Source organism: Kitasatospora sp. NPDC059646 (genome assembly GCF_042734615.1).
GTDB lineage: Bacteria > Actinomycetota > Actinomycetes > Streptomycetales > Streptomycetaceae > Kitasatospora.
Window position 1 is genome coordinate 97,342 of record NZ_JBHWDS010000001.1, and the last position, 22,986, is coordinate 120,327.

Annotated in this window: 22 protein-coding genes; 10 read left to right on the forward strand and 12 right to left on the reverse strand. The window is 74.2% G+C overall.

Annotated features, from left to right (window positions below):
• Window positions 1-62: 62 nt before the first annotated feature.
• From ACFV1L_RS00460 to ACFV1L_RS00485, 6 genes are all read left to right on the forward strand, one after another.
• Window positions 63-644, forward strand: coding sequence for a winged helix-turn-helix domain-containing protein (locus ACFV1L_RS00460; RefSeq protein ID WP_380361552.1), 582 nt, complete (start codon window positions 63-65; stop codon window positions 642-644).
• Window positions 641-1,939, forward strand: coding sequence for an MFS transporter (locus ACFV1L_RS00465; protein ID WP_380361554.1), 1,299 nt, complete (start codon window positions 641-643; stop codon window positions 1,937-1,939). The genes ACFV1L_RS00460 and ACFV1L_RS00465 overlap by 4 nt, the downstream gene beginning before the upstream one ends.
• A 177-nt stretch (window positions 1,940-2,116) precedes the next feature.
• Window positions 2,117-2,500: a hypothetical protein gene (locus ACFV1L_RS00470; protein ID WP_380361556.1), complete on the forward strand. Its 384-nt coding sequence runs from the start codon at window positions 2,117-2,119 to the stop codon at window positions 2,498-2,500.
• On the forward strand, window positions 2,500-3,537 hold the full coding sequence (locus ACFV1L_RS00475; protein WP_380361558.1) for a transcriptional regulator: 1,038 nt from the start codon (window positions 2,500-2,502) through the stop codon (window positions 3,535-3,537). The genes ACFV1L_RS00470 and ACFV1L_RS00475 overlap by 1 nt, the downstream gene beginning before the upstream one ends.
• A gap of 79 nt (window positions 3,538-3,616) precedes the next feature.
• A complete protein-coding gene (locus ACFV1L_RS00480; protein WP_380361560.1) occupies window positions 3,617-4,006 on the forward strand; it encodes a roadblock/LC7 domain-containing protein in 390 nt (129 codons plus the stop codon).
• A gap of 94 nt (window positions 4,007-4,100) precedes the next feature.
• Complete coding sequence (locus tag ACFV1L_RS00485; RefSeq protein WP_380361562.1) at window positions 4,101-4,475, forward strand: hypothetical protein; 375 nt, start codon at window positions 4,101-4,103, stop codon at window positions 4,473-4,475.
• Between the two features lie 14 nt (window positions 4,476-4,489).
• Here the strand turns inward: ACFV1L_RS00485 and ACFV1L_RS00490 are convergent, their stop codons facing one another.
• The 6 genes from ACFV1L_RS00490 to ACFV1L_RS00515 all read right to left on the reverse strand — a co-directional run bounded on the left by ACFV1L_RS00490 (window position 4,490) and on the right by ACFV1L_RS00515 (window position 12,116).
• Window positions 4,490-6,274, reverse strand: coding sequence for a glycoside hydrolase family 36 protein (locus ACFV1L_RS00490; protein WP_380361563.1), 1,785 nt, complete (start codon window positions 6,272-6,274; stop codon window positions 4,490-4,492).
• Between the two features lie 132 nt (window positions 6,275-6,406).
• A complete protein-coding gene (locus tag ACFV1L_RS00495) occupies window positions 6,407-7,423 on the reverse strand; it encodes an ABC transporter ATP-binding protein (RefSeq protein WP_380361565.1) in 1,017 nt (338 codons plus the stop codon).
• Window positions 7,420-8,406: an ABC transporter ATP-binding protein gene (locus ACFV1L_RS00500; RefSeq protein WP_380361567.1), complete on the reverse strand. Its 987-nt coding sequence runs from the start codon at window positions 8,404-8,406 to the stop codon at window positions 7,420-7,422. The genes ACFV1L_RS00495 and ACFV1L_RS00500 overlap by 4 nt, the downstream gene beginning before the upstream one ends.
• A complete protein-coding gene (locus tag ACFV1L_RS00505; RefSeq protein ID WP_380361569.1) occupies window positions 8,403-9,392 on the reverse strand; it encodes an ABC transporter permease in 990 nt (329 codons plus the stop codon). Before ACFV1L_RS00505 ends, ACFV1L_RS00500 begins: the two co-directional genes overlap by 4 nt.
• The gene (locus tag ACFV1L_RS00510) at window positions 9,389-10,360 is read right to left on the reverse strand and encodes an ABC transporter permease (protein ID WP_380361571.1); all 972 of its coding nucleotides are present in this window, start codon (window positions 10,358-10,360) and stop codon (window positions 9,389-9,391) included. The genes ACFV1L_RS00505 and ACFV1L_RS00510 overlap by 4 nt, the downstream gene beginning before the upstream one ends.
• A gap of 16 nt (window positions 10,361-10,376) precedes the next feature.
• Complete coding sequence (locus tag ACFV1L_RS00515; protein WP_380361572.1) at window positions 10,377-12,116, reverse strand: ABC transporter substrate-binding protein; 1,740 nt, start codon at window positions 12,114-12,116, stop codon at window positions 10,377-10,379.
• 218 nt (window positions 12,117-12,334) lie between these two features.
• On the opposite strand from ACFV1L_RS00515, the gene ACFV1L_RS00520 reads away from it, so the two are divergent.
• The gene (locus tag ACFV1L_RS00520; protein WP_380361574.1) at window positions 12,335-13,786 is read left to right on the forward strand and encodes an aminopeptidase P family protein; all 1,452 of its coding nucleotides are present in this window, start codon (window positions 12,335-12,337) and stop codon (window positions 13,784-13,786) included.
• Window positions 13,787-13,827: 41 nt separating this feature from the next.
• On the forward strand, window positions 13,828-14,940 hold the full coding sequence (locus ACFV1L_RS00525) for a DUF6183 family protein (RefSeq protein ID WP_380361576.1): 1,113 nt from the start codon (window positions 13,828-13,830) through the stop codon (window positions 14,938-14,940).
• 424 nt (window positions 14,941-15,364) lie between these two features.
• Here ACFV1L_RS00525 and ACFV1L_RS00530 read toward each other — a convergent pair whose 3' ends face one another.
• The gene (locus ACFV1L_RS00530) at window positions 15,365-16,381 is read right to left on the reverse strand and encodes a nitronate monooxygenase (protein ID WP_380361578.1); all 1,017 of its coding nucleotides are present in this window, start codon (window positions 16,379-16,381) and stop codon (window positions 15,365-15,367) included.
• Window positions 16,382-16,599: 218 nt separating this feature from the next.
• Between ACFV1L_RS00530 and ACFV1L_RS00535 the strand changes: the two genes are divergently transcribed.
• A complete protein-coding gene (locus tag ACFV1L_RS00535; RefSeq protein WP_380361580.1) occupies window positions 16,600-17,073 on the forward strand; it encodes a carboxymuconolactone decarboxylase family protein in 474 nt (157 codons plus the stop codon).
• A 136-nt stretch (window positions 17,074-17,209) separates the two neighbouring features.
• On the opposite strand, the gene ACFV1L_RS00540 is transcribed toward ACFV1L_RS00535, so the two are convergent.
• Both ACFV1L_RS00540 and ACFV1L_RS00545 read right to left on the reverse strand, forming a co-directional pair.
• Complete coding sequence (locus ACFV1L_RS00540; protein WP_380361582.1) at window positions 17,210-18,130, reverse strand: hypothetical protein; 921 nt, start codon at window positions 18,128-18,130, stop codon at window positions 17,210-17,212.
• 67 nt (window positions 18,131-18,197) lie between these two features.
• A complete protein-coding gene (locus tag ACFV1L_RS00545; protein ID WP_380361583.1) occupies window positions 18,198-18,569 on the reverse strand; it encodes a VOC family protein in 372 nt (123 codons plus the stop codon).
• Window positions 18,570-18,650: 81 nt separating this feature from the next.
• On the opposite strand from ACFV1L_RS00545, the gene ACFV1L_RS00550 reads away from it, so the two are divergent.
• Complete coding sequence (locus ACFV1L_RS00550) at window positions 18,651-19,085, forward strand: hypothetical protein (RefSeq protein WP_380361585.1); 435 nt, start codon at window positions 18,651-18,653, stop codon at window positions 19,083-19,085.
• A gap of 59 nt (window positions 19,086-19,144) precedes the next feature.
• Here the strand turns inward: ACFV1L_RS00550 and ACFV1L_RS00555 are convergent, their stop codons facing one another.
• From ACFV1L_RS00555 to ACFV1L_RS00565, 3 genes are read right to left on the reverse strand one after another with little or no spacing between them, the layout of a single operon-like run.
• On the reverse strand, window positions 19,145-21,130 hold the full coding sequence (locus ACFV1L_RS00555; protein ID WP_380361586.1) for a glycoside hydrolase family 5 protein: 1,986 nt from the start codon (window positions 21,128-21,130) through the stop codon (window positions 19,145-19,147).
• A 35-nt stretch (window positions 21,131-21,165) separates the two neighbouring features.
• A complete protein-coding gene (locus tag ACFV1L_RS00560; protein WP_380361588.1) occupies window positions 21,166-22,011 on the reverse strand; it encodes a carbohydrate ABC transporter permease in 846 nt (281 codons plus the stop codon).
• On the reverse strand, window positions 22,008-22,985 hold the full coding sequence (locus ACFV1L_RS00565) for a carbohydrate ABC transporter permease (protein ID WP_380361590.1): 978 nt from the start codon (window positions 22,983-22,985) through the stop codon (window positions 22,008-22,010). The genes ACFV1L_RS00560 and ACFV1L_RS00565 overlap by 4 nt, the downstream gene beginning before the upstream one ends.
• Window position 22,986 lies beyond the last annotated feature (1 nt).

A 22,986-nucleotide genomic window follows, 5' to 3' on the forward strand; every position in this document is an offset into this window, starting at 1 on the left:
CGAGCGGACGGACGGCGGCGGCCCGCTTGTAAAGCTTTCTTTCGAAAGATAGCTTTAGACACATGAGCGAACCGCCGCCGTCCGTCCGGCTGACCGACCCGCGCGCCCTGCGCGCCTACGCCCACCCGACCCGGATGGCCCTGGTGGGCCTGCTCCGCGTGCACGGGCCGCTGACCGCGACCCGGGCCGCGGAGCTGCTCGGCACCGAGTCCGTCGCCAGCTGCTCGTTCCACCTGCGCCAGCTCGCCAAGTACGGGCTGGTGGAGGAGGCCGGCGGCGGTCGCGGCCGGGAGAAGCCCTGGCAGGCCACCGCCGCGTTCACCAGCTGGGACTCCTCCCCCGCCGACCCGGAGCAGGCCGCCGCCGTCGACACCCTGCAACGCGCCGTCCTGGACGGCTACTTCGCCCGCGCCTCGGCCTGGCTGGCGCACCGCGCCGAGGAGGCGCCGGAGTGGAACGAGGCCGCCGGGTTCGGCGACACGGTGGTGCACGTGACGGCCGGGGAACTCCTCGAACTCCAGGCGCGGATCGAGGAGTTGACCCGCCCCTTCGTGGAGCGGCGGTCCGCCGGGGCGGAGCCGCCCGAGGGCGTGCGCGCCGTCCAGCTGATGCAGCTGGCCGTCCCGACGGACGTGCGACCGTGACCGGCCGCCCCCGGATACCCGAGCTGCTGCGCGAACCGGCCTTCCGCCGCTACTGGAGCGGCCAGACCATCTCCTCGCTGGGCGACCAGATCACCCTGCTGGTGATCCCGCTGATCGCGGTCTCCGCGCTGCACGCCGACGCCGCGCAGATGGGCTACCTGGCCGCCGCCGGCTACCTGCCGTACCTGCTGCTGTCCCTGCACGCGGGCGGCTGGGCGGACCGCTACGGGCGGCGCCGGCGGGTGATGATCGCCACCGACCTCGGGCGCGCCGCGGTGCTGCTGACCGTCCCGCTCGCCTGGGCGGCGGGCGTGCTGACGCTGGTTCAGCTGTACCTGGTGGTGCTGGCGGTCGGCGCGCTGTCGGTGTTCTTCAACGTCTGCAACCCGCCGCTGTTCGTCGCGCTGGTCCCCGCCGACCAGTACCTGCGCGGCAACGCGCTGATCAACGGCAGCCGCGCCGCCACCTACGTGGCGGGCCCGGGCCTGGGCGGGCTGCTGGTCCAACTGCTGGCCGCTCCGCTGACCCTGGTGCTGGACGCGCTGTCGTTCGCGGCCTCCGCGCTGTTCCTGCACCGGATCAGCCCCGCGGAGCCGCCGCCCGCCGAGGCCGGCCGCGGCTCGGCGGGCGAGGGACTGCGCTGGATCCGGCACTCCCCCGTGATGCGGGCGGCGCTGCTGGGCACCGCCACCGTCAACCTGTTCACCTTCGTCATCGGCGCCCTGTTCGTGCTCTACGCCACCCGTGAACTCGGCTTCAGCGCGGGCCTGTTGGGGTCCGTACTGGCCGCCGCCGCGGTCGGCACTCTGATCGGCGCGGCGCTCACCGGACGGCTGGCCGCCCGGATCGGCGTCGGTCCGGCGTTCCTGTTCGGCCTGGTGCTGTTCCCCGCGCCGCTGCTGCTCGTCCCGCTGGCCGGCGGCCCGGTCACGACCGCCGCCGCGCTGCTGTTCGGTGCCGAGTTCCTGTCCGGAATCGGTGTCATGGTCCTCGACATCTCGGCCGGCACGATCTTCGCCGCCTGCATCCCCGACGCCCTGCGCTCCCGGGTGTTCGGCGCCTATCAGGCCGTCAACTACGGTGTGAGGCCGCTGGGTTCGCTGCTCGGCGGGCTGCTCGGCTCGACCCTCGGGCTGCGCCCGGCGCTGTGGATCGCCGCAGTCGGAGCGGTGGCCTCCGCGTTGTGGGTGGTGTTCTCGCCAATCCCGCACCTGCGCGAACTGCCCGGCCAGGACGGCACGGCGGACCCGGAGGACCCGGCCTGCCAGGGAGAACGGGTCGAACACGCGGCCTGACGGCACGTCAGGAGGGCGGGGCACCATAGCGCATTCGGGCATATGCCCGATGGATATGGCCGAAAGTCTCGCCCTCCCGGGGCCACGCCGGTAGCGTTGCGTTTCGGTCAGACTACCGCAGGTGAAGGCGGTGGCAGCGACGCGCCGTGCCCCGCACGGTGGGGAGGGACGCGGTACGTGCCCGGGATCGAGGAGTGCCTTGCGGAAGCCATGGGGATCACCGGCGCGCTCGGGGTCAGCCTGGTCGACTGGACCAACGGCCTGGCCATCGGCACCGCCGGACTCGGCCCCGACGGCGACCACGAGGTGGGAGCGGCCGACGCCACCGAACTCGCCCGCGCCGTCACCCAGACCCCGTCGTTCGCCGACCCGGACTCCGGCGCCCCGCCCGCCGAGGACGTCATCGTCACCTCGGCCGGCAACTACCACCTGATCCGGTTCGTCCCCGCCGCGTTCGACGCCCACGTCTTCCTCTACCTCCGGCTGGACCGGGACCACGCCAACCTGGCGATGGCCCGGCTCCGCCTCGCCGCCATCGCCGACCGGCTGGTGCTCGCCTGATGCGGCCCGCCGACACCCTCACGCCGCTCGACGCCCTCGGCCCCGACGCACCCGCAGGCGCCCCCGCGGGCTTCGCCCCCGGGCTCGTCCCGGCCGCGGTCCCGCCGCTGCCGACCGTGCCGCCGCTGCTGGTCGCCTCCCCGGTCTCCGCACCCCAACTCGCCCCGACCGTCCAGGGGGCCGCGCCCCGGCCCCGGCCCACCCGGGCCGCCCCCCTGCCGCGCCGCCGCCGCTCCAGCTGCGCACCCGCGACCACCTTCGAGGCAGCCCTGACCGATCTCGCCGCGGACGGCGCGACCGGCGTCCTGCACGGCCCGGACGGGGCGGTGCACCTGGCGGCCGGCCTGGTGGTGCACGCCGAGTCCCCGCGCGGCGCGACCGTCGGCCACCTGCTGGTCGGCGCGGGCCGGATCACCCTCCGCGCCTGGCAGGAGAGCGCGGCCGAAGGCGCCGACCGGCTGCTCGCGGCCGGGTCGGTGGGCCCGGGCGAGCTCGAACTCGCCCGACTGGCCGCCACCTTGGACGGCGCACACGACGCACTCGCCCAGCACGGCGGCGAGCTGCGCTTCGACCCGGCCGCCCGGCCGGCCTTCCGCCTGGCCCGCCCGCTGTCCGTACTGGAGCTGCGCGGCGCGGTCGGCCGCCGCCGCGCCCTGCTGGACTCCTGCTGGCCGTCCGCCGAACTGGACTTCGCCGCACCCGTGCCGACCGGCGCCGCCCCGGTGCGCCGCACCGCCGTGCCGCGCCACCGCCGGCAGGCGCTGCTGGCCGCCGCCGACGGCACCCGCGGCGTGCCCGAACTGGCCCGGCTGCTGGGCCGCTCCACCTTCGCCACCCTGCTGGACGTCCGGCAGTTGGCCGCCGCCGGCCTGCTGGCGGCCGGCCGGCCCGCCGTCCTTCCCGACCCGCCACCGGCCGCCGTGCCGCAACCGGCGCCGCCGGACGTGCTGCTGCCGCCCGGTCCGCGCTCCTACGACTCCTCGGACCCGGAGGTGGGCCTGCTGCTCCGACTACGTGCCGCCCTGGAGGCCCTGTGACCGTCCTGACCGTCCGCCCCTGCCCGCCGTCCGAGTCATGAAGCGGACCTTTCGTCAACTGACCGCGAGGAGGACGATCGTGCTGCCCGAAGCCGAGGTGCGCGCCGAGCTGCGCGGCCTGCGCTCGCGCGTCCCGCACCTGACGGGTTCGCTGGTCGCCACCACCGACGGCCTGGTGGTCGCGCACGACGCCGACGCGCTGGAGGCGGAGAGCGTGGCCGCGCTGACCGCCGCCGCACTCGGGGTCGGCGCGCGCCTGACCGAGGCCACCGGGCAGGGCGGCTTCCGGGAGTTGATCACGCGTGGCGAGTTCGGCTACACCGCGACGTACGCGGCCGGCGCCTACACGGTGCTGACGCTGCTGGCGGGTGCGCAGGCCAACGTCGGCCGCCTGCACCTGGAGGCCCGCCGGGCCGGGGCGCGGATAGCGGCGCTCGCCGACGCGGACCTCGACCGCAACCCGCTCTGACCCTCCCCCCTTTGACGCTCATCTCATCTCCGCACCACCCGGCGCGTCGATCTGACGTTCCGTCAATTCGCTTACTGGAAGAGGTACTTGGATCATGGCAGCCGTGGAAACCGCACTCAAGGACATCATGGGGTCGATCGACGGCACCATCGGTGTCGCCCTGGTCGACTACAACAGCGGGATGGCGCTCGGCCTGATCGGCGGCGGGCCGGAGCTGGACCTGAACGTCGCCGCCGCCGGCAACACCGACGTGGTCCGGGCCAAGCTCCGCGCGATGGAGCTGCTCAACCTGAACGAGGCGATCGAGGACATCCTGATCACCCTCTCCTCGCAGTACCACCTGATCCGCCCGCTCACCTCCCGCACCGGCAAGGGCCTGTTCCTGTACCTGGCGCTGGACCGCAACCGGGCGAACCTGGCGATGGCCCGCCACCAGCTGAAGAAGGTGGAGACGGACCTGGAGGTCTGACCGGCCGGCCCGGGCTACCTGCGCAGGGTGAGCAGGCCGCCGGTGGGCACCCGGACGGCGAGTTCCGTTCCGGCCACCGGGGTCTGCGCCCGGGCGACCTCGCCGCCCCGGCAGTCCTGCACCAGCAGCTCGACCGGGCCGGGCGCCCGGTCGAACTCGACCCGCACCAGGGTGTCCTGGTCGGCGTTGGCCACCAGCAGCAGCTCCCACTCCCCGTGCGCCCGCACCGGCAGCGGCGCGTAGCGGCCGAACGCGAGCTGCCGGCCGCGCGCCGCCTCGATCAGCGGGTACGCCAACTCGGGCCGGTGGGGGCGCAGTTCGCCGCGCTGGAGCAGCTCGCGGTGCTCCTTGGCGACGCGCAGCCAGAACGCCAGCACGGCGAGCCGGTCCGGGCTCTGCGCGCCGAGGTCGACGGAGACCTGCGGGGTGGCGAACAGCACCGACTGGAGCAGCACGGCGATCTGTTCGGGGCTCTCGTCGGGGTGCCAGGTCAGCGGGTCGGCGTGCACGGCGAGCGGTCCGGCGGTGAGCCGGAGGTCGGCGGTGCGGGCCCGGTTCTCGACCGCGTTGTGCGGGCAGTCGGCGGCCCGGACCATGGTGGCGTAGGGCCACAGGCCGGGGCCGAGGTAGTCCTGCCGGTGCTCGACGAGGACGTCGGGGCGGGTGGCGCGGAGCCGTTCGTCGAGTTCGGCGAGCAGTTTCCGCACGCCTTCGGCGACGGTGGCGCAGTCGGCCTCGGGCGAGGCGGTGTGGGGCGGGGCGCCGGGGGCGGGGGTGCGGGCGAAGGTGTCGACGAAGTCGACCTTGAGGCCGTCGACGCCGTGCTGCTCGACGGCGGCGGCGAGCCGTTCGACCTGGTGGGCGCGGACGGTGGCGCTGCGCGGGTCGAGCAGGTGGGTCTCCAGTTGCGGCAGGTGGGCGAGGGTGTGGCCGGCCAGTTCCTGCGCGGCGGCGCTGCGGTCGCCGACGAACGGGATGGCGTGCCACAGCAGGTAGTTCAGGCCGAGGCCGCGGATCCGGGCGACGTGGGCGGCGAAGTCCGGGAAGTCGGTGGGGGCGGGCTGCCAGTCGCCGGTGGTGGCGTAGGAGCGGCTGCGTTCGTCGGTCTGCCAGCCGTCGTCGACGATCAGGGAGCGGAAGCCGAGCGGGGCGGCGAGTGCGGCGAGCCGTTCGACGTCGGGGGCGGCCATCGCCAGGTGGAGGGCGTACCAGGTGCAGAACACCGGCTCGAACGCGGCGTCGGGGACGGTGCGGACGGGTGCGAGCGTCTCCCACCAGTCGGCGGACTCCCGGACGGTGTCGGCGTAGTGACGGCCGGTCAGGTCGAGGCGCAGGCCGGTGCGCGGGCCGTCGTGCTCGACCCACCAGGCGAACCGGCCGGTCTCCTCGACGGCGCCTTCGCCGATCGTCACGGGCCGGACGAGCTCGCCGACGGCGAAGGTGCACAGGGCGCGGTCGCCGGCGCCGACGAGGCTGCCGACGGGGGCGCCCTTGGGCAGCGACGCCTCCCGGGGCATCGACCAACTGGGCGGCAGCCAGCGGGCGTCGGTGTGGGGCGACCAGTAGGCGGTGGCGCCGGTGCAGGGCAGTTGCCACTCGGTCCGCAGGCGGGCGCCGGGCTCGCCGGTGGCGGCCTCGATCAGCAGCACGCCCGGGGCGGGTTCGGTGACGGTCACGGCGGGGGCGGTCCCGCTGCCGACGGCGGTCACCCGGACGGCGAGCGGGCCGGCGGCGACGGTGCGGGAGGTCTCGGTGCGGCCGGAGGGCGGCGCGGAGCCGTCCCAGGAGAGCGCGGTCACGTGGTGGTTCCTTTCACGCGGGTTGGTCCCGCCCCGGCCGGCCGCGGAAGCGGTGGGGGGCCGGCCGGCCGGGGCGGGTGCTCGGGTGCCCGCGACGGGGCGGGTTCGCGGGGGGCTCGGTCGTGCGTGCGGCTACGTCTCGGGGAAGTGGCAGGCCACCTGGCGGTTCGGGGTGTCGAGGGTGAGCAGCGGCGCTTCGGTCCGGCAGACGGCCTGCGCCTTGGGGCAGCGCGGGTGGAAGGTGCAGCCGGGCGGGGGGCTGGCGGGGCTGGGCGGGTCGCCGAGCAGGACGATGCGTTCGCGGGCGCGTTCGGCGGCCGGGTCGGGCAGCGGGACGGCGGACAGCAGCGCCTTGGTGTACGGGTGGGCGGGGCGGTCGTAGACCTCCGCCTTGTCGCCGATCTCGACGATCCGGCCGAGGTACATGACGGCGACCCGGTGGCTGATGTGCTTGACCACGGCGAGGTCGTGGGCGATGAACACGTAGGCGACGCCGAGTTCGCGCTGCAGGCGTTCCATCAGGCCGACGATCTGGGCCTGGATGGAGACGTCGAGGGCGGAGACGGGCTCGTCGGCGACGACCAGTTCGGGCCGGGTGGCGAGGGCGCGGGCGATGCCGATGCGCTGGGCCTGGCCGCCGGAGAACTGGTGCGGGTAGCGCTCCAGGTGTTCGGGGGCGAGGCCGACCAGGTGGATCAGTTCGCGCACCTCTCGGGCGATCGTCGCGGCGGAGGCGCCCTGGGCGCGCAGCGGCGCGGCGATGATCTGCTGCACGGTCTGCCGCGGGTTCAGGGAGGCGAACGGGTCCTGGAAGATCATCTGGAACTTGCTGCGCAGGGGCCGCAGTCGGCGCTGCGGGGTGCGGGTGATGTCCTGGCCGCGGAAGTCGACGGTGCCGGCGGTCGGGTCGAGCAGCCGGACCAGCATCCGTCCGGTGGTGGACTTGCCGCAGCCGGATTCGCCGACCAGGCCGAGCGTTTCGCCGGGGCGGACGTCGAAGGTGACGCCGTCGACGGCCCGGACGCCGGGGAGGCGGCGCAGCGCGCCGCGGGCGCCGGGGAAGGTCATTCCGAGGTCGCGGACGCTCAGCAGGGCGTCGGTCGCGGTGGGCCGGGTCCGGTCGGCGGGGTGGGCGGTCTCGGTGGTCATGCGGTCACCTCATCGAGGACGCAGGCGCTGCGGTGGCCTGCGGCGACCGTGCGCAGCGGTGGCCGGTCGCCGGTGCAGCGGGCGTCGGGCCGGGCCGCGTGGGCGGGGCAGCGCGGGTGGAAGGCGCAGCCGGCGGGCGGGGCGAGCAGCGAGGGCGGGGCGCCGGGGATGGAGCGCAGTTCCGAGCCGTCCTCGGCGTCGAGGCGGGGCAGCGAGTCGAGCAGGCCGCGGGTGTAGGGGTGGCGCGGGGTGGTGAACAGGGTGTCGGCGGGGGCCTGTTCGACGGCGGAGCCGCCGTACATGACGAGGACGTCGTCGGCGACCCGGGCGATCACGCCGAGGTCGTGGGTGATCATGACGATGCCGAGGCCGCGTTCCTGCTGGAGCCGCATGAGGAGTTCGAGCACCTGGGCCTGGACGGTGACGTCGAGGGCGGTGGTGGGTTCGTCGGCGATGATCAGGTCCGGCTCGCAGGACAGTGCGAGGGCGATCATGGCGCGTTGGCGCATGCCGCCGGAGAACTGGTGCGGGTGTTCGCCGGCGCGGCGGGCGGGTTCGGGGATGCCGACGTCGCCGAGGACGTCGACGGCGCGGGCGAGGGCGGCCCGGCGGGTGCCGCCGAAGTGCTGGCGGTAGGCCTCGGCGATCTGGTCGCCGACGGTGAAGTAGGGGTGGAGGGCGGTGAGGGCGTCCTGGAACACCATGGCCATCCGGCGTCCGCGCAGGGTGCGGAGTTGTTCGTCGGGGGCGCCGATGAGTTCGGTGCCGTCGAGTTTCGCGGAGCCGGTGACGGCGGCGCCGCGGTGCAGGCCCATGACGGCGAGTGAGGTGACGGACTTTCCGGAGCCGGATTCGCCGACGATGCCGAGGGTGCGGCCGCGTTCGACGGTGAAGTCGATGCCCTTGACGGCGCGGACGGTTCCTTCGGCGGTGCGGAACTCGACGGCGAGGTCGCGGACGTCGAGCAGCGGGTGGGGGGTCATGACAGCCTCGCCCTCGGGTCGATCCAGGCGTAGACGAGGTCCACGGCCAGGTTGGCGCTGACGATGAAGAAGGAGGCGAGCAGCGTGACGCCCATGATCACCGGCTGGTCGGACTTGTTCAGCGAGTCGGCGAAGAGTTTGCCGATGCCGGGGAGGCTGAACAGCGATTCGGTGATGAGGGCGCCGGCCAGCAGGCCGCCGAGGTCCATGCCGAGCATGGTGGCGACGGGGGTGAGGGCGGGGCGCAGTCCGTGCTTGCCGACGACGCGGCGTTCCGGCAGGCCCTTGGCGCGCGCGGTGCGCACGTAGGGTTCGGCCATCGTCTCGATGACGGAGTTGCGGGTCATCCGGGCGTAGATGGCGGCGTACAGCAGGGCGAGGGTGATCCAGGGGAGGATCAGGTTGGCGACCCACTGGCCGGGGTTCTCGGTGAAGGCGATGTACCGGGGGTAGGGGAGCAGGCCGGTGACGCTGACGACCAGGTAGAGCAGGATCATCGCGGTGAAGTAGACCGGCAGGGCGGCGATGCCGATGGTGCCGACCATCAGGGTGCGGTCGATCCAGGTGCCGCGGCGCAGTGCGGAGACGACGCCGGCGCCGACGCCGAGGACCAGCCAGAGCACGGCCGCGCCGAGGGCGAGCGAGACGCTGGTGGGGAGCCGGTCCATCATCAGGTCCCAGACGGGCTGGGCGGATTGGAAGGAGTAGCCGAAGCAGGGGAAGCCGCACTGGACGGCGTACGGGCCGGTGCCGAGGGTCTGGCCGGCGAAGACGCCGTGGACGTAGTGCCAGAACTGGACGATCAGGGGGTCGGCCAGTCCGAGCTGCTGCCGGACGAGTTCGATGCGTTCGGTGGAGCAGTCCTTGCCGCAGAACTGGGCGGCGGGGTCGCTGGGGAGCAGGTAGAAGACGGCGAAGGTGAGCGCGCAGACGATCAGCAGGGTGGCGGCCATCGCCGCGAGCCGGCGGAGCAGGTATCCGATCACGTCCGGCTGCCCTTCGGGTCGAGGGCGTCGCGCAGGGCGTCGCCGACCAGGGTGAAGGCCAGGACCACCAGGAACAGGCAGGCGCTGGGGAGGATGAAGAACATCGGGTCGACCTTGTAGTAGAGCACCGCGTCGGAGATCATCTGGCCCCACGACGGCGTGGGCGGGCGGATGCCGACGCCGAGGAAGCTGAGCGCGGCCTCGGTGCCGATCAGGCCGGGGACGGCGAGGGTGACGTAGACGATGATCGTGCCGGTGAGGTTGGGCAGGATCTCGCCGAACACGATGCGGGCGCTGCCGGTTCCGCTGGCGCGGGCGGCCTCGACGTACTCGCGGTGCTTGAGCGAGAGGGTCTGGCCGCGGACCAGGCGGGCGATGTACGGCCAGGAGAACAGCGACATGACGCCGATCAGCAGCAGGACGCGGTTGACGTCCCGGGCGACGGAGAGCAGCGCGATCATGAAGATCAGGCTGGGGAAGGACATCATGACGTCCATCAGCCGGCTGATCACGGCGTCGACGCGGCCGCCGAAGTAGCCGGCGGTGATGCCGAGGACGGTGCCGATCAGGGTGATCAGCAGGGCGGCGCTGAAGGCGACGAGCAGGCTGATCTGGGCGCCGTAGAGGAGCCGGGCGAATATGTCGCGGCCGAGCAGCGGTTCGACGCCGAGCCAGTGCTGGGCGCTGATGCCGCCGAGGGAGCCCCGGGGCAGGCCGCCGAGGTAGGGGTCGACGGCCTTCTTGTCGACGGTGTCGGGGCGGGTGCCGCTGATCGCGGTGAGCACCGGGGCGAGGAGCGCGGCGAGCACGAAGAAGGCGATGATGCCGGCGCCGACGAGGGCGGTCTTCTGGCGGCGCAGGCGGTGCAGGGCGAGGGCCCAGGGGGAGGCGGGGGCGGTGGCGGGGGCCTCGGGGGTCTCCGGGGCCCCCGCTCCCCCGGCCGGGGCCGGGGCGAGCGGGGTGGTCATGGTGTCAGCTCCCGCTCTACTTGGCCGACTTGAGGCCGATGACCGCGTAGTCGATCTGGCCGGCCCAGACCGGGTGGGCGTAGGCGCCGGCGATGTTGGAGCCGACCAGCAGCGGCTTCTTCTGCCACACCAGGGGGACGGCGGGCGAGGCGTCCATGATCTTGGCGTCCAGGGCGAGCCAGGCGGCGTTGGCCTTCTGCAGGTCGTCCATGCCGGCGATCCGGTCGAGTTCGGCGTTGACGGCCGGGTCGTTGAACCGGGTCATGTTGCCGTTGTTGCCCTTGTCCTTGATGGCCCGGCCGTCGAAGATCATCGGCAGGAAGGTGGCGGCGGACGGGTAGTCGGGACACCAGCCGAGGCTGGTGAGGCCGGGCTGCTTGTCCTTGTCGCCGACGACGGAGTTGACGGCGGTGGGGTCGACGGTGGTGATGGTGACGTTCACCCCGACCCGCTTCAGGGCGGCCTGGATGGCCTCGGCCTGCGGCTTGCCGCCGGTGGAGGTGACGAGTTCGGTGGCGAAGCCGTTCGGGTAGCCGGCCTCGGCGAGCAGCTGCTTGGCCTTCTCGGGGTCGCCGGCCGGCTTGATCATGAAGTGGTCGACGGGGGCGCCGGCGGTGAGCACCGGCGGCAGGTAGGTGGTGGCGATGTCGTTGAACGCGGGGCCGCCCATGGCGGCGGCGAAGGACTCCTTGTCCACCGCGTACTGCATCGCCAGGCGGACCTTGGCGTTGTCGAACGGGGCCTTGGTGTTGTTCATGTCCAGCTTGGTGGTGCAGCCCGCGTTCTCGCTGATCAGGCGCTTCTTCACCTCGGGATTGGTGAGCACCTCGGAGATCTTCGAGGGCGTCAGGTCGACGTAGGAGATGGCGTTCTTGTCGTCGCCCTGGTCGGCGATCAGGCGGTCGGCGATGCCGGTGCTCTTGAGGGTCTGGTCGACCACGATCCGGTCGGGGTAGGCCTTGCGGACCGGGTCGGAGGCCTGGTCCCAGTTGGTGTTGCGGACCAGCACCATGCGCTTGCCGCGGTCGTAGCTCTCGATCTTGTACGGGCCGGAGGAGACCGGGTGGTTGGAGTAGTTGGCGCCGGCCTCCTTGGCCTTGGGGACGGGCGCGAAGGTCGGCAGGGTGACGGTGTAGCCGAACTCGGCGACGGGGCGCTTGAGGTGGAAGACGATGGTCTTGGCGTCGGGGACCTCGATGGCCTCCTTGCCGAGCCGCTCGCCGGTCAGCGGGCCCTTGTAGCCGTCGGGGGCGTTGAGGTAGCGGACCGCGTAGTCCGGGCCGCCGGGCAGTTCGGGGGAGTACGAGCGCTCGACGTTGTACTTGATGTCGTCGGCCACGATCGGGGTGCCGTCCTCGTACTTGAGGCCGTCCTTGAGGTGGAAGGTCCAGGTCTTCGCACCGTCGCTGGGGGTGCCGAGGTCGGTGGCCAGGTCGGGTTCGATCTTCAGGCCCTCGGCGCCGGGGGCGGCCCGGAAGGTGGTCAGGGTGCGGTAGAGCATGCGCACGCCGACGTCCATCACGGGCATGGTCCAGTTGCGGGCGGGGTCGAGCTGGTCGAAGTCCTGGTTCGACAGGATGGTGAGGGTGCCGCCCTTGACGGGCGTGCCGCCGATGATGCCGTCGCCGGCGGTGGTGACGCCCTGCTGTCCGGCGTTGTCACCGCCGCCGCTGCCGGCGCTGGTGCACGCGCCGAGGCCGAGGGTGAGGGAAGCCGCGATGGCCGCCGCGAGGGCGGTGTGGGTACGCCTGTTCATGTCCGACTCCGGTACCGGGGGCCGCTCAACCGGGGATCCGTGCCGCCGGGGACTGGCCCGCTCTGAGATGTGACCCGTAACATAGTAATGTGAAATTGCACTACGCAATGAGGCGGGCGGACCGTTACCGAGCCGTGTCATTGCCTGCCGCTCGGCAGTGCAACTTCCCCTGCCCCCAAGCCCGTTGTCCCTGGACCCAGCTCTAAGGAGCCCCGACGATGGCCGACCAGCCCACCCTGCACACCGGCAGCCACGACCTCCCCGTCTCACCCGCCCTCGAAGCCTTCATGGCCGACCAGTGGGCCGCCACCCCGCTGCCGGCGGATCAGCGCGTGCCCGGCCACGCGTACTTCCCGGCCCGCCGGGCCCGGATCGCCGAAGCCTTCCCCGGCGAGCGACTGCTCGTCCCCGCCGGACAGTTGAAGGTCCGCAGCAACGACTGCGACTACCGCTTCCGCCCGCACAGCGCCTACGCGCACCTGACCGGCCTGACCGGCGAGGAGCAGGTCGGCCACGTGCTGGTGATCGAGCCGGACGGCGAGCCGGTGCTGTACCTGCGCCCCCGCTCGGACCGGGCCGGCGGCTCCGCCGAGTTCTACCGGGACCGCCGCTACGGCGAGTTCTGGGTCGGCCGGCGCGCCGACCTCGCCGAGGCCGCCGGCCTGACCGGCCTGCGCACCGCCCACCTCGACGACCTGCCGAAGCTGTTCACCACCGCCGTCCCCACCCGCGTCCTCGCCGACGTCGACCCCGTCCTGGACGCGCTGGCCGGCCGCCCGGCCGCCGAACACACCGGGCGCGACGGCCGGTTCGCGGCCGCCCTCTCCGAGTTGCGGCTGATCAAGGACGCCTGGGAGGTCGAGCAGCTGCAGCTGTCCGTCGACCACACCGCCGCCGGCTTCGCCGACGTGGTCCGGGCGCTGCCCGCCGCGCTGCGCCACCACCGCGGCGAGCGCGTCCTGGAGGGCGCGTTCAACGCCCGGGCCCGCGCCGAGGGCAACGGCACCGGCTACGAGACCATCGTCGCCTCCGGCGCGCACGCCTGCGTGCTGCACTGGATCCGCAACGACGGCCCGCTCGACCCGACCCAGCTCCTGCTGCTCGACGCGGGCGTGGAGACCGACACGCTGTACACCGCCGACATCACCCGCACCCTGCCGCTGTCCGGCACCTTCACCTCCGCGCAGCGCGACGCCTACGAACTCGTCCTCGCCGCCCAGGACGCCGGCATCGCGGCGCTGCGCCCCGGCGCCTCCTTCCGCGACTTCCACCGCGCCGCGATGCGGGTGATCGCCGAGGGCCTCGCCGAGTGGGGCGTGCTCCCGGTGCCCGCCGAGGAGGCGCTGCGCGAGGAGTCCGGCCTGTACCGCCGCTACACCCTGTGCGCCAGCGGCCACATGCTCGGCCTGGACGTCCACGACTGCGCGAAGGCCCGCGCGGAGACGTACCTGGACGGCGTCCTGGCGGAGGGCATGGTGCTCACCGTCGAGCCGGGCCTCTACCTGCAGCCCGACGACCTCACCCTGCCGCCGGCGCTGCGCGGCATCGGCATCCGGATCGAGGACGACCTGGTCATCACCGCCGACGGCGCCCGGCTGATGTCCGGGGCGCTGCCCCGCACCGTGGACGGCATCGAGTCCTGGATGGGCGGGCTGCTGGCGGACCGATGACCGGATGAGGCCGGGCCCGCGGGCCCGTAGGCTCGGCTGCCATGACCGACCGCATCGCCCGCATCGTGGCCGAACTCCCGCAGTTGACGAGCGTCACCGGCATCGAGGAGGAGGCCGAGCAGCGGCTCCGGAACGGCGACGCCGCGTTCCCCGCCGACCTCGGCCTCGCCCTCGCCGGACGGATCGACCCCACCGGGCGGGTGTGGCAGTACCGGAGCGTCTTCGACCGGATGCTCCGGCTGCTCGCCACCACGCCCGGCGCCGGGACCGTCCACCAGGCGCTGCGGCTGCTGGCCGCCGAACCGTCCGCCGGGCGCCGGGCCGAACGCCTCACCGCCTCTCTGCTGGCCGGCAGCCGCCGACCGGCCGAGCTGGCAGCGGTGTTCAGCGGCCCGGCCCCGGACGAACTGCGGGCCTGCCTGGTCCACGAGCTGCTGCTGCGCGGCGTGGACACCGCCGCGGTCCCCGGCCTCGCCGCCTGGGCGACCGGCCCGCACGTCGCCCACCACCCGCTGGGCGCACTGCCCCTGACGCCGTCTCCGCTGGAGGCGCTCGCCGACCTGCCCGGCCACAGCACCGGGGGCAGCAGCCGGCCGCTGCCGTACGGGCAGTCCTGGGGGCGGAAGCTGACGGCCCGCCACGACGGGGAGCTGCCGGCCGCCACCGAGTGCACCGCCCCGGAGACGGCCGCCGAACTCGGCCGGGCGGTCGCGAACTGGGCCGAGGAGTCCAACGGCCGGATCGAGGCCCGGGTGTTCGAGTTCGCCGCCCCGCTGCCGGCCGGCGCCGTCGCCGCCGCGCTGCTCGCCCTGGGCCTGGACTCCCTCGCCGGCGCCGGCCCCCGGGCGCTGACCGTCACCACCTGCGGACCGGCCGAGGCCTGGAGCCTCCTCTTCGCCGCGGCCGCGACCGGCGGCGCCTACAACCACGGCGCGCACGGCGCCTACGGCCGCCTCGCCGCCCGGCAGTCCCTCGGCGCGCTGGCCGGCGCCGACGCTGGCGCCGGTCTCGAACCGCGCGCCGACGCCTGCCACTGGTTCGCCTTCGACGCCGCCACCCCCTGGTTCGACCACGTCGCCTGGGACCTCGGCCTGGCCGCCCTCTCCCCCGACGGCCGCCGCCTCGCCGTCCTCGCGGCCACCGACACCGACTGACGGACCGTCACGGCCGCTGCGCGTCCCATCGCCCCCCGGGCGGGCGGCAGCAACTGGGTGAGGTGGCGAAACCTCGGGATACGCCGCCGGGGCACGGACGTCGTGCCGGGCCACAAAGGCGCTGCGCAGCCCGCGAGCGGGACGGCCGGCGAAGGACCGGGACACACCGGCACCGAGAAGCTCCACCAGGGCCGACTGACGGGCCGTCACGCCCGCTGCGCGTCCTCCCACAGGGGCATCCCGTCGGAACCCCCGCGGCGGGCGGCAGCGGCTGGGTGAGGTGGCGAAACCTCGGGGTACGCCGCCGGGGCACGGGCATCGTGCCGGGCCACGAAAGCGTCGCGCAGCCCGCGAGCGGGACGGCCGGCGAAGGACCGGGACACGCCGGCGCCGAGAAGCTCCACCAGGGCCGACTGACGGGCCGTCACGCCCGCTGCGCGTCCTCCCACAGGGCGCGGGTCACGTCCGCCGCGCCGCCCTCGCGGGCCAGGGCGTGCGCGGTGCCCGCCCACAGGTGCATCCCGTCGGTGTCCCCGCGGCGGGCGGCAGCGGCGCGCAGCGGCTGGGTGAGGTGGTGGACCTCGGGGTACGCCGCCGGGGCATGGGCGTCGTGCCGGGCCACGAAGGCGTTGCGCAGCGCGCGGGCGGGACGGCCGGTGAAGGCCCGGGTGACGGTGGTGTCGGGGAGCTCCACCAGGGCGCGGCGGTGCGCGGGCGAGGCGCCGGACTCGTCGGTGCGCAGGTAGGCGGTGCCGAGCTGGGCGCCGCTCGCGCCCGCCCGCAGCGCGGCGGCGACGGCCGCTCCGGTGCCGAGGCCGCCGGCGGCGATCAGCGGCAGCGGGGTCACCTCCCGTACGGCGGCGAGCAGTTCCAGCAGCGGGAGGGTGCCGGGGGTGTCCTCGGCGCGGTGCGTGCCGCGGTGGCCGCCGGCCTCCGGGCCCTGCACGACCAGGGCGTCCAGGCCGAGCGCGGTGGCGGCGCGGGCCTCGTCCGGGCTCGTGACGGTGCCGACCTGGCGGATCCCGGCGGCGCGGAGGGCGTCGGCCTCGTCCTGGCCGGGCAGCCCGAAGGTGTAGGAGACGTGCGCGACGGGCTCGCGCAGCAGCGCCTCGATCTTGGCTTCCCAGTCGTCGCGGTCGACCCTGGTCCCGGCGGGCAGGTCGACGCCCCACCGTTCGGCCTCCGGCAGCAGCCGTTCGCGGTAGGCGGCGACCGGCCCGGGGTCGGAGGGCGCGGCGGGGACGAACAGGTTGACGCCGAACGGACGGTTCGTCAGCTCGCGGGTGCGGCGGATCTGTTCGAGCGTGTCGTCGACCGTCCGGTACCCGGCGGCGAGGAAGCCGAGGCCGCCCGCACCGTTGACGGCCGCGACGAGTTCCGGGGTGGTCGGTCCGCCCGCCATCGGGGCCGCGATCAGCGGCACCTCCCAGTCGAACTCCATTGCCGCTCCCTCGCTCTCGCGCGCCGCTGTCAGGTCCGCCCCCACCCTAGTCCCCGGCGGCCGCGGCCGGGCCGCCTCCGGAGCGCGACGCGGGGCCGCCTCCGCGGCAGCGGGCGCTTGGACCGGTACTGTGACCGGCATCACAGCCGGGGCTGTCACATCTGGGGGAGCACCGGGGTCAGTCCTTGCAGAAGCTCGACACGACAAGGAGCCCGACCGTGGACGCACGTCTCAACATCTTCGCCAACCCGCTCTCCCAGAAGTTCTTCAAGCACCTGAACTCGGCCGGCGCGGTCCTCGGCCACTCGACGCTGCCGGCGGCCACCCAGGAGCTGGTGAAGATCCGCGCCAGCCAGATCAACGGCTGCGGTTTCTGCACCGACATGCACACCAAGGACGCCGCGCACGCCGGCGAGAGCGCGCAGCGCCTGCACCTGGTCGCCGCCTGGCGGGAGGCCACCGTCTTCACCGAGGCCGAGCGGGCCGCCCTGGAGCTCACCGAGCAGGGCACCCGGATCGCCGACGCGTCCGGCGGCGTCAGCGACGAGGCGTGGGCGGAGGCCGCCAAGCACTACGACGAGGACCAGTTGGTCGCGCTGGTCGGCCTGATCGGCCTGATCAACACCTACAACCGGATCAACGTGCTCATCCGCCAGCCCGCGGGCGACTACGTTCCCGGCCAGTTCGCCTGACCCGCCCACCCGCTGCCGTCCGACCCGGCCACCCGCTGCCGCCGCCCCGCCCTCCCGCCGGGGCCGGCGGCAGCGGCGCGGACCTCCGGCTGGCGGGCGTGCTCCAACCGTCCGGGCAGCGGCGCGGCGCGCCGTCTCACCCCCGCCCACCGACGAGCGCGGCGGCGGCGCGGACGTCCGACTCCCAGGTGCGGAACTCCTTCGCGCTCCAGCGGTCCGGGCAGCAGCACGGGCAGTACTGGCCGAGGAGGACGAGCAGCGCCTCCTCGGCCGCGTCCGCGCCGCGCAGTTCCCGGTGCACCACCGCCGCGGCGAACCCCACGGCCGTGAGCCGGCCGTCGGCGGCCTGCGCGGCGAGGTCGTGCAGCAGCCACCGTTCGGCCTCGGCCCGGCCGGGGCAGGGCGCCCCGGCGTCGTCCAGCGCCCGCCGCAGCAGCGGCTCCAGTTCCGACGCCGGCTCTCCCCTCCCCCGGCCGGCCAGGTCGCACAGGGCCGGCGAGTCGTGGCCGGCGGCCAGCAACTCGGCGGCGGCCGTGGGAAGTTCGGCGGTGGGCAGGGCGTCCGCGAGGTACCGCAGGGCCAGCAGGCGCAGCTGCTCGCGCTCCGCGACGAGGGCGGCCGCCGCGGCCCGCACCTCGGCGTCCCACCTGCGGGACGCCTCGCCGCCGTCGGCGAGGCAGTCCTCGCAGCAGCCCCGGGCCACTGCTCGGCGGAACCTCACCTCCCGTTCGCCGTGGGCGCTGTCCAGCCCGTCGACCGCCGCCAGCGCCTCCCGGGCCGAGCCGAGGGCGCCGGCGTCCAGCCGGGCCGCGACGTCGCGCAGCGCCCACCGCTCCGCGGCCTCCTGGTCCGGGCGCCCCGCGCCCAGCTCGTCGAGCGCCCGGTGCCAGAGCCCGTCCAGCTCGGCGGCCGGCTCGCGCCCGCTCCACCCGGCCAGCTCGCGCAGCGCCGGCGAGTCGTGGCCCGATGCCAGCGACTCCGCTGCCGTCATCGGCAGTTGTTCGGGCGTCAGCCATCCGACCGCCCGGCGGAAGGCCGCCACCCGCACCGTCTCCATGGCGTGCAGCCTGCCGCCCCGGGCACCCGCCCGGCCAGCGGTTTTCCCACCGCCGCCCGACGGGCCGTCAGGAGTGCGCGGTGTCGATCACGCAGAAGCGGTTGCCCTCGGTGTCGGCGAGGACCACGAAGTCCGGGTCCTCGGGGTAGCGCTCCCAGGCGACCCGCTGCGCGCCGAGGCCCACCAACCGGTCGATCTCCGCGGACTGTTCGGCGGCGCTGCCGGCGTACAGGTCGAGGTGCACCCGCGGCTCCTCCTGCACGGGCGTCTCGCTCCGCCCGAGCGCGACCTGCACGCCGCCGCCCCCGTCCCGGGGCACCAGCACCACCCAGTCCTCGGTCGCCTCCTCCCGCGGTGCGTACCCGAGCGCCGCCGCCCAGAACGCGGCCGCCCGCGACACGTCCGACACACCCAGCACCACCGACCCGATCCGCACCATGGCGCCGATTCTCGCCCATCCTCAACCGCCGCGCGCCGACTGCCCCGCAGGCGCGGCCGGGCGGGGCGGCAGAATGACCGGGTGAGCGTCATCGTCACCTTCTTCGCGGCACCCGACGACGCGTCGGCCGCCGCAGCCCTCGTGGCCGGCCCGGAGCCGGCGTGCGACTCGGTGGACTTCGGCTCCTTCGACCCCGAGGAAGCCGTGGTCCAGTGGGAGTGCCTGCTCGCGGGCGGCAGCGCCGAGGCCCTCGCGGACGCGGGCGAGCCCCGCACCGTCGCCGAGGAGGACGACGGCGGGTGCCTCGTCCTCGCGCTCTCGCCCCGGCTGTCCGCCGCCCTCGCCGCCGCCGGGCCCGCCGCACTGCGGGACGCCGCCGTCGCCTGGTCGCGGCTGCTCGCCGAGGACGGCCGGGCCGTCGGGGAGGACGTCGCCGGCGAGATCCTCTCCGAGGTCGCCGCCCTCGCCGCCCGCAGCGGCGAGGGCGGCAGCAGCGTCTACTGCTGGATCGCCTGACCGGTTCTTCCCGGCACCGCCGCCCGCACGGGCGCGCAGCGGTGCGGCAAGCGGCTGCCTCAGCTCAGCGGGCGGCAGAGGAGGGCGTCGGGGACGCCGTACTCGAGGTAGCGCCAGGTGTCGGCGACGCCGGCGACGTACTCATTGTCGGCGCACTGGCCCTTGTAGTGGCCGGGGGCCCAGTCGCTGCCGGTGGAGCCGGCGCCGGCGGGGCGGTTGTCGCCGTGGTCGAACCAGGTGACGTGGCCGGCGGTCGGCAGCGGGGTGGCGGCGGGGGCGCACAGCAGGGCGGACATCGCGTTGTTCCGTTGGCTGTAGCCGATCGCGTAGTACCGGTCGGGGCACTGGAGTTTGTCGTAGCCGGGCGCCCAGTCGCCCTGTCCGGTGCTGGTCCAGCCGGTGACGGTGACGTAGGCGCCGGGGGCCTGGGCGGGCTGGCCGGCGTCGGTGCACAGGCCCCGGCCGTTGCCGCGGCCGAGGCCGATCAGCCGCTGGGTGTCGGGGCAGACGCCCTTGCGGTTGCCGACGCTCCAGTCGGGCTGGGCGAGCATCCTGGCGGAGGTGATCTGGTCGCCGAAGTCGAGGTCGAGCATGTTCCAGCGTGCGGTGCGGGCGACCGGGCCGGTCAGGCCGGGCGCGTTCACCAGCTTGTTCCAGTCGGTGGCGCGCCAGTCGCCGCCGTCCGGGAGGCCGGTGCGGGCGCCCGTGGGGGCGTACGAGAGCAGCGCCCAACTGTCCTGCGGTTTTCCGCTGTTGTCGGCCCAGCCGACCAGCGGCCACACCGCGAAGTCGGTGTCGTTCCGCACCAGGATGTCGGTGAACGCCGCCCACCAGGCCTGTTCCTTGGCGCTGCTCCCGTCGCGGCCGGCGGCGCCGAACTCGCTGACCCACACGGGTGCGGTGAAGTGCTGGCCGGCCCGGGTGACGAACAGGGCTTCCTGGTCGACGACCTGGGCGAGTTGGGCGGGGGTGAGGTCCTGGTAGCGCGGGTCGCTGGTGGAGCCGGGGCCGGAGCCGGCGCCGGTGTTGGCGGGGCCGGTGTAGGCGTAGAAGTGGGCGGCGTAGACCAGTTTGTCGGACCGGATCAGGGTGTTGGAGAGGTTCGCGACGGGGGTGAGCATCGGTCGGCCGTGCGGGGTGATGTCGGTCGGGATGCCCTGCCAGTTGATGCCTTCCATCACGACGAGCATGTCCGGGTCGGCCTGCAGGATGCGGTTGCCGGCCTCCTCGAACGCGGCGTACTCGTCGTGGTCGTCGCCCCAGCCCCAGTTGGCGTCGTTCCAGGTGTCGCGGCGGACCTCGTTGCGCAGGTCGGCGCCGACCACCCGCTTGTTGTCCTTGTAGCGGCCGACCAGGAACAGCCAGTCGTTCTCCCACTGCTGGGTGCTCTGGCCGCTGTTCCAGCGTTCGTTGCCGTCCAGGCCGCAGCAGAACCGGTAGCTGGTGGTGTGGTTGTTGAGGATCACCGCGAAGCCGTCGGCGGTCAGCGCGGCCACCACGGCGTCCATCACCTGCAGGGGTGTCCGGCCCTTGAGCTGGGGGTTCGCGGTGACCGCCGCGTCCGGGACGGGCGCCGTGTCGTGCACCAGCGCGTTCGCGAACGGCAGCCGGACGGCGTTCAGGCCCAGGGTGTGGAACCCGGCGAGGATGTCCGCGATCGGGACCCGGTCGAGCCCCAGCGGAATGTTGTACGACACCTGTCCGGCCTGGTTGTCGGCGGGGTCGGTGGTCGACCCGCTGCCCTCCCAGGTGCCCTGCGCGCCGGCCCAGTTGCCGGCCTTCAGCTTGAACCGGTTGCCGCCGGCGTCGACGACGTACCGGCCGCGGGTGCTCAGCGGCCCGGTCCACGACGCGGCGAGTTGAGGCCCCGTCAGCACCGTCCCCGCCGGGGCGGCGGGGGCGGTGGAGCCGGCGGCGGCCGCGGGGGCGGCGGTGACGGGCGTGCCGCCGGCGAGCAGGCCGGACGCGGCCAGCACCGGCGGCAGGACGAGCGGCAGCAGGCGGCGGGCGGCCGCCCGCCGGGGGCGGGTTCGTTCGGTTCTCACGCGTGTTCTCCCAACGGGTCGGCAGAGCGGTCGGTTCAGCCTTTGAGGCCGCTGGTGGCGATGCCCTCGACGATGTGGCGCTGGGCCACCAGGAACATCGCGACCAGCGGAGCGATGGTCACCACGGCGCCCGCGAACAGCCCGGGCAGGTTGACGGTCTGCGAGGTGAGGAACGTCGACAGGGCGATCTGCGCGGTCCAGGACGACGGGTCCTGTCCGATCACCAGCGGCCACAGGAAGGCGTTCCAGCTGTCGATGAAGGCGAGCGCCCCGAGCGAGGCGAGCATCGCCCCGGAGGCGGGCAGCGCGATCCGCCGGTACAGGCCGAGCCAGCCGAGACCGTCGAGCCGGCCGGCGTCCTCGATCTCGGTGGGGAACTGCAGGTAGAAGTTGCGGAACAGCAGCACCGCGAACGGGTTGAACAGTCCCGGCGCGATCAGCCCCCACAGGGTGTTCACCCCGCCCATCGAGCCGACCACCACGAAGGTCGGGACGAACGTCGCCGAGCCCGGGATCATCAGCGTCGCCACCACCAGGCCGAGCAGCAGCCGGCGCCCCGGCACCGGGATGCGGGCCAGTGCCCAGCCGGCGGCGGACGCCAGCAGTGTGGAGAGCGGCGCGGTGATCCCGGCGATCAGCAGCGAGTTGCCGAGCGCCCGCGCCAGGTGGACGTTCGGGTCGCCGAACAGGGCGGAGTAGTTCTCCCAGTGCGCGTGCGCCGGCCACCACGTCCAGTGCGGGGAGGTCAGACTCCGGCTGTCCATCAGCGAGTTGCGCAGCAGCAGGTAGAAGGGCAGCAGGAACAGGGCGGTGAGCACGCCCACCAGTGCGCCGCGCAGCACCGGCCGGACGGGTCGCAGCACCGTTGTCGTGGCGCTCACCCGTCGGCCCTGCCGAAGCCGGTGATCCGGCCCTGGAGGAGTGTCACGCCGACGATCAGCGCGGTGAGCAGGAACGCCCCGGCCGAGCCGAGCCCGTAGTTCTGGTCGCTCATCGCCGTCGAGTAGAGGTGCATCAGCGGCGTGCGGACGGGTGCCGAGCCGAGGCCGGACTGTCCGCTGTTGAACAGGTTGTAGAACTCGTCGAAGGCCTGGAACGCGGCGATGAACTGGAGCATCAGCACGGCGACCGAGGTGTTGCGCAGCATCGGCAGGGTGATGGTGCGCAGCAGCCGCAGCCCGCTCGCCCCGTCCAGTGCGGCGGCCTCGTGGACGTCCCGGGGGACGGCCTGCAGCCCGGCCAGGAACAGCACCATGTAGAAGCCGACCTGCAGCCACAGCCGGAGGGTGACCAGGGCCACCCAGTACAGCGGCGGCGAGGTGGTCTGCAGCCACGCCGTCGGCTCCGCGCCGAACCAGCCGCCGACGGTGTTGGCGATGCCCGCGGGCAGCGAGTTGAACAGGCACATCTTCCACAGCAGCGCACCGGCGACGTACGAGACCGCGGCGGGGATCAGGAACGCGGTGCGCAGCAGGGCCCGGCCGCGGCGGACGCGGTGCACCAGCAGGGCGAGGCCGAGGGAGGCGGCGAAGGTGGCGGGGACGATGAACAGGGTGAACAGCAGGATCTGGCCGAGCGAGTCGCGGAACGCCCGGTCGGCGAGCAGGGTGCGGTAGTTGTCGAGTCCGACCCAGTGGCCGAGTTCGATGGTGCCGCGGGCGTCGCTGAGGCTGAGCAGGAAGCTCCAGCCGATGGCGACGTACTTGAAGATGCCGAGTCCGATCAGCAGCGGCGCGGTGAGCAGGGCGAAGGCGCCCAGGGCGGCGGCGTTCGGGCGGCGCCGGCGGGGCGGGGCCGCGCCCCGCCGCGGCACGGCGGGGCGGCGGGGCGCGGTGGTGTCCGGTGCGGTGGTCATG

Bases quoted from the DNA above. Each gene is read 5' to 3' on its own strand.
- ACFV1L_RS00475 (WP_380361558.1), top strand. From the start codon at position 2,500: ATGCGGCCCGCCGACACCCTCACGCCGCTCGACGCCCTCGGCCCCGAC.
- ACFV1L_RS00540 (WP_380361582.1), bottom strand. From the start codon at position 18,130: ATGGAGACGGTGCGGGTGGCGGCCTTCCGCCGGGCGGTCGGATGGCTG.
- ACFV1L_RS00520 (WP_380361574.1), top strand. From the start codon at position 12,335: ATGGCCGACCAGCCCACCCTGCACACCGGCAGCCACGACCTCCCCGTC.
- ACFV1L_RS00515 (WP_380361572.1), bottom strand. From the start codon at position 12,116: ATGAACAGGCGTACCCACACCGCCCTCGCGGCGGCCATCGCGGCTTCC.
- ACFV1L_RS00510 (WP_380361571.1), bottom strand. From the start codon at position 10,360: ATGACCACCCCGCTCGCCCCGGCCCCGGCCGGGGGAGCGGGGGCCCCG.
- ACFV1L_RS00500 (WP_380361567.1), bottom strand. From the start codon at position 8,406: ATGACCCCCCACCCGCTGCTCGACGTCCGCGACCTCGCCGTCGAGTTC.
- ACFV1L_RS00460 (WP_380361552.1), top strand. From the start codon at position 63: ATGAGCGAACCGCCGCCGTCCGTCCGGCTGACCGACCCGCGCGCCCTG.
- ACFV1L_RS00530 (WP_380361578.1), bottom strand. From the start codon at position 16,381: ATGGAGTTCGACTGGGAGGTGCCGCTGATCGCGGCCCCGATGGCGGGC.
- ACFV1L_RS00495 (WP_380361565.1), bottom strand. From the start codon at position 7,423: ATGACCACCGAGACCGCCCACCCCGCCGACCGGACCCGGCCCACCGCG.
- ACFV1L_RS00565 (WP_380361590.1), bottom strand. From the start codon at position 22,985: ATGACCACCGCACCGGACACCACCGCGCCCCGCCGCCCCGCCGTGCCG.
- ACFV1L_RS00485 (WP_380361562.1), top strand. From the start codon at position 4,101: ATGGCAGCCGTGGAAACCGCACTCAAGGACATCATGGGGTCGATCGAC.
- ACFV1L_RS00545 (WP_380361583.1), bottom strand. From the start codon at position 18,569: ATGGTGCGGATCGGGTCGGTGGTGCTGGGTGTGTCGGACGTGTCGCGG.
- ACFV1L_RS00525 (WP_380361576.1), top strand. From the start codon at position 13,828: ATGACCGACCGCATCGCCCGCATCGTGGCCGAACTCCCGCAGTTGACG.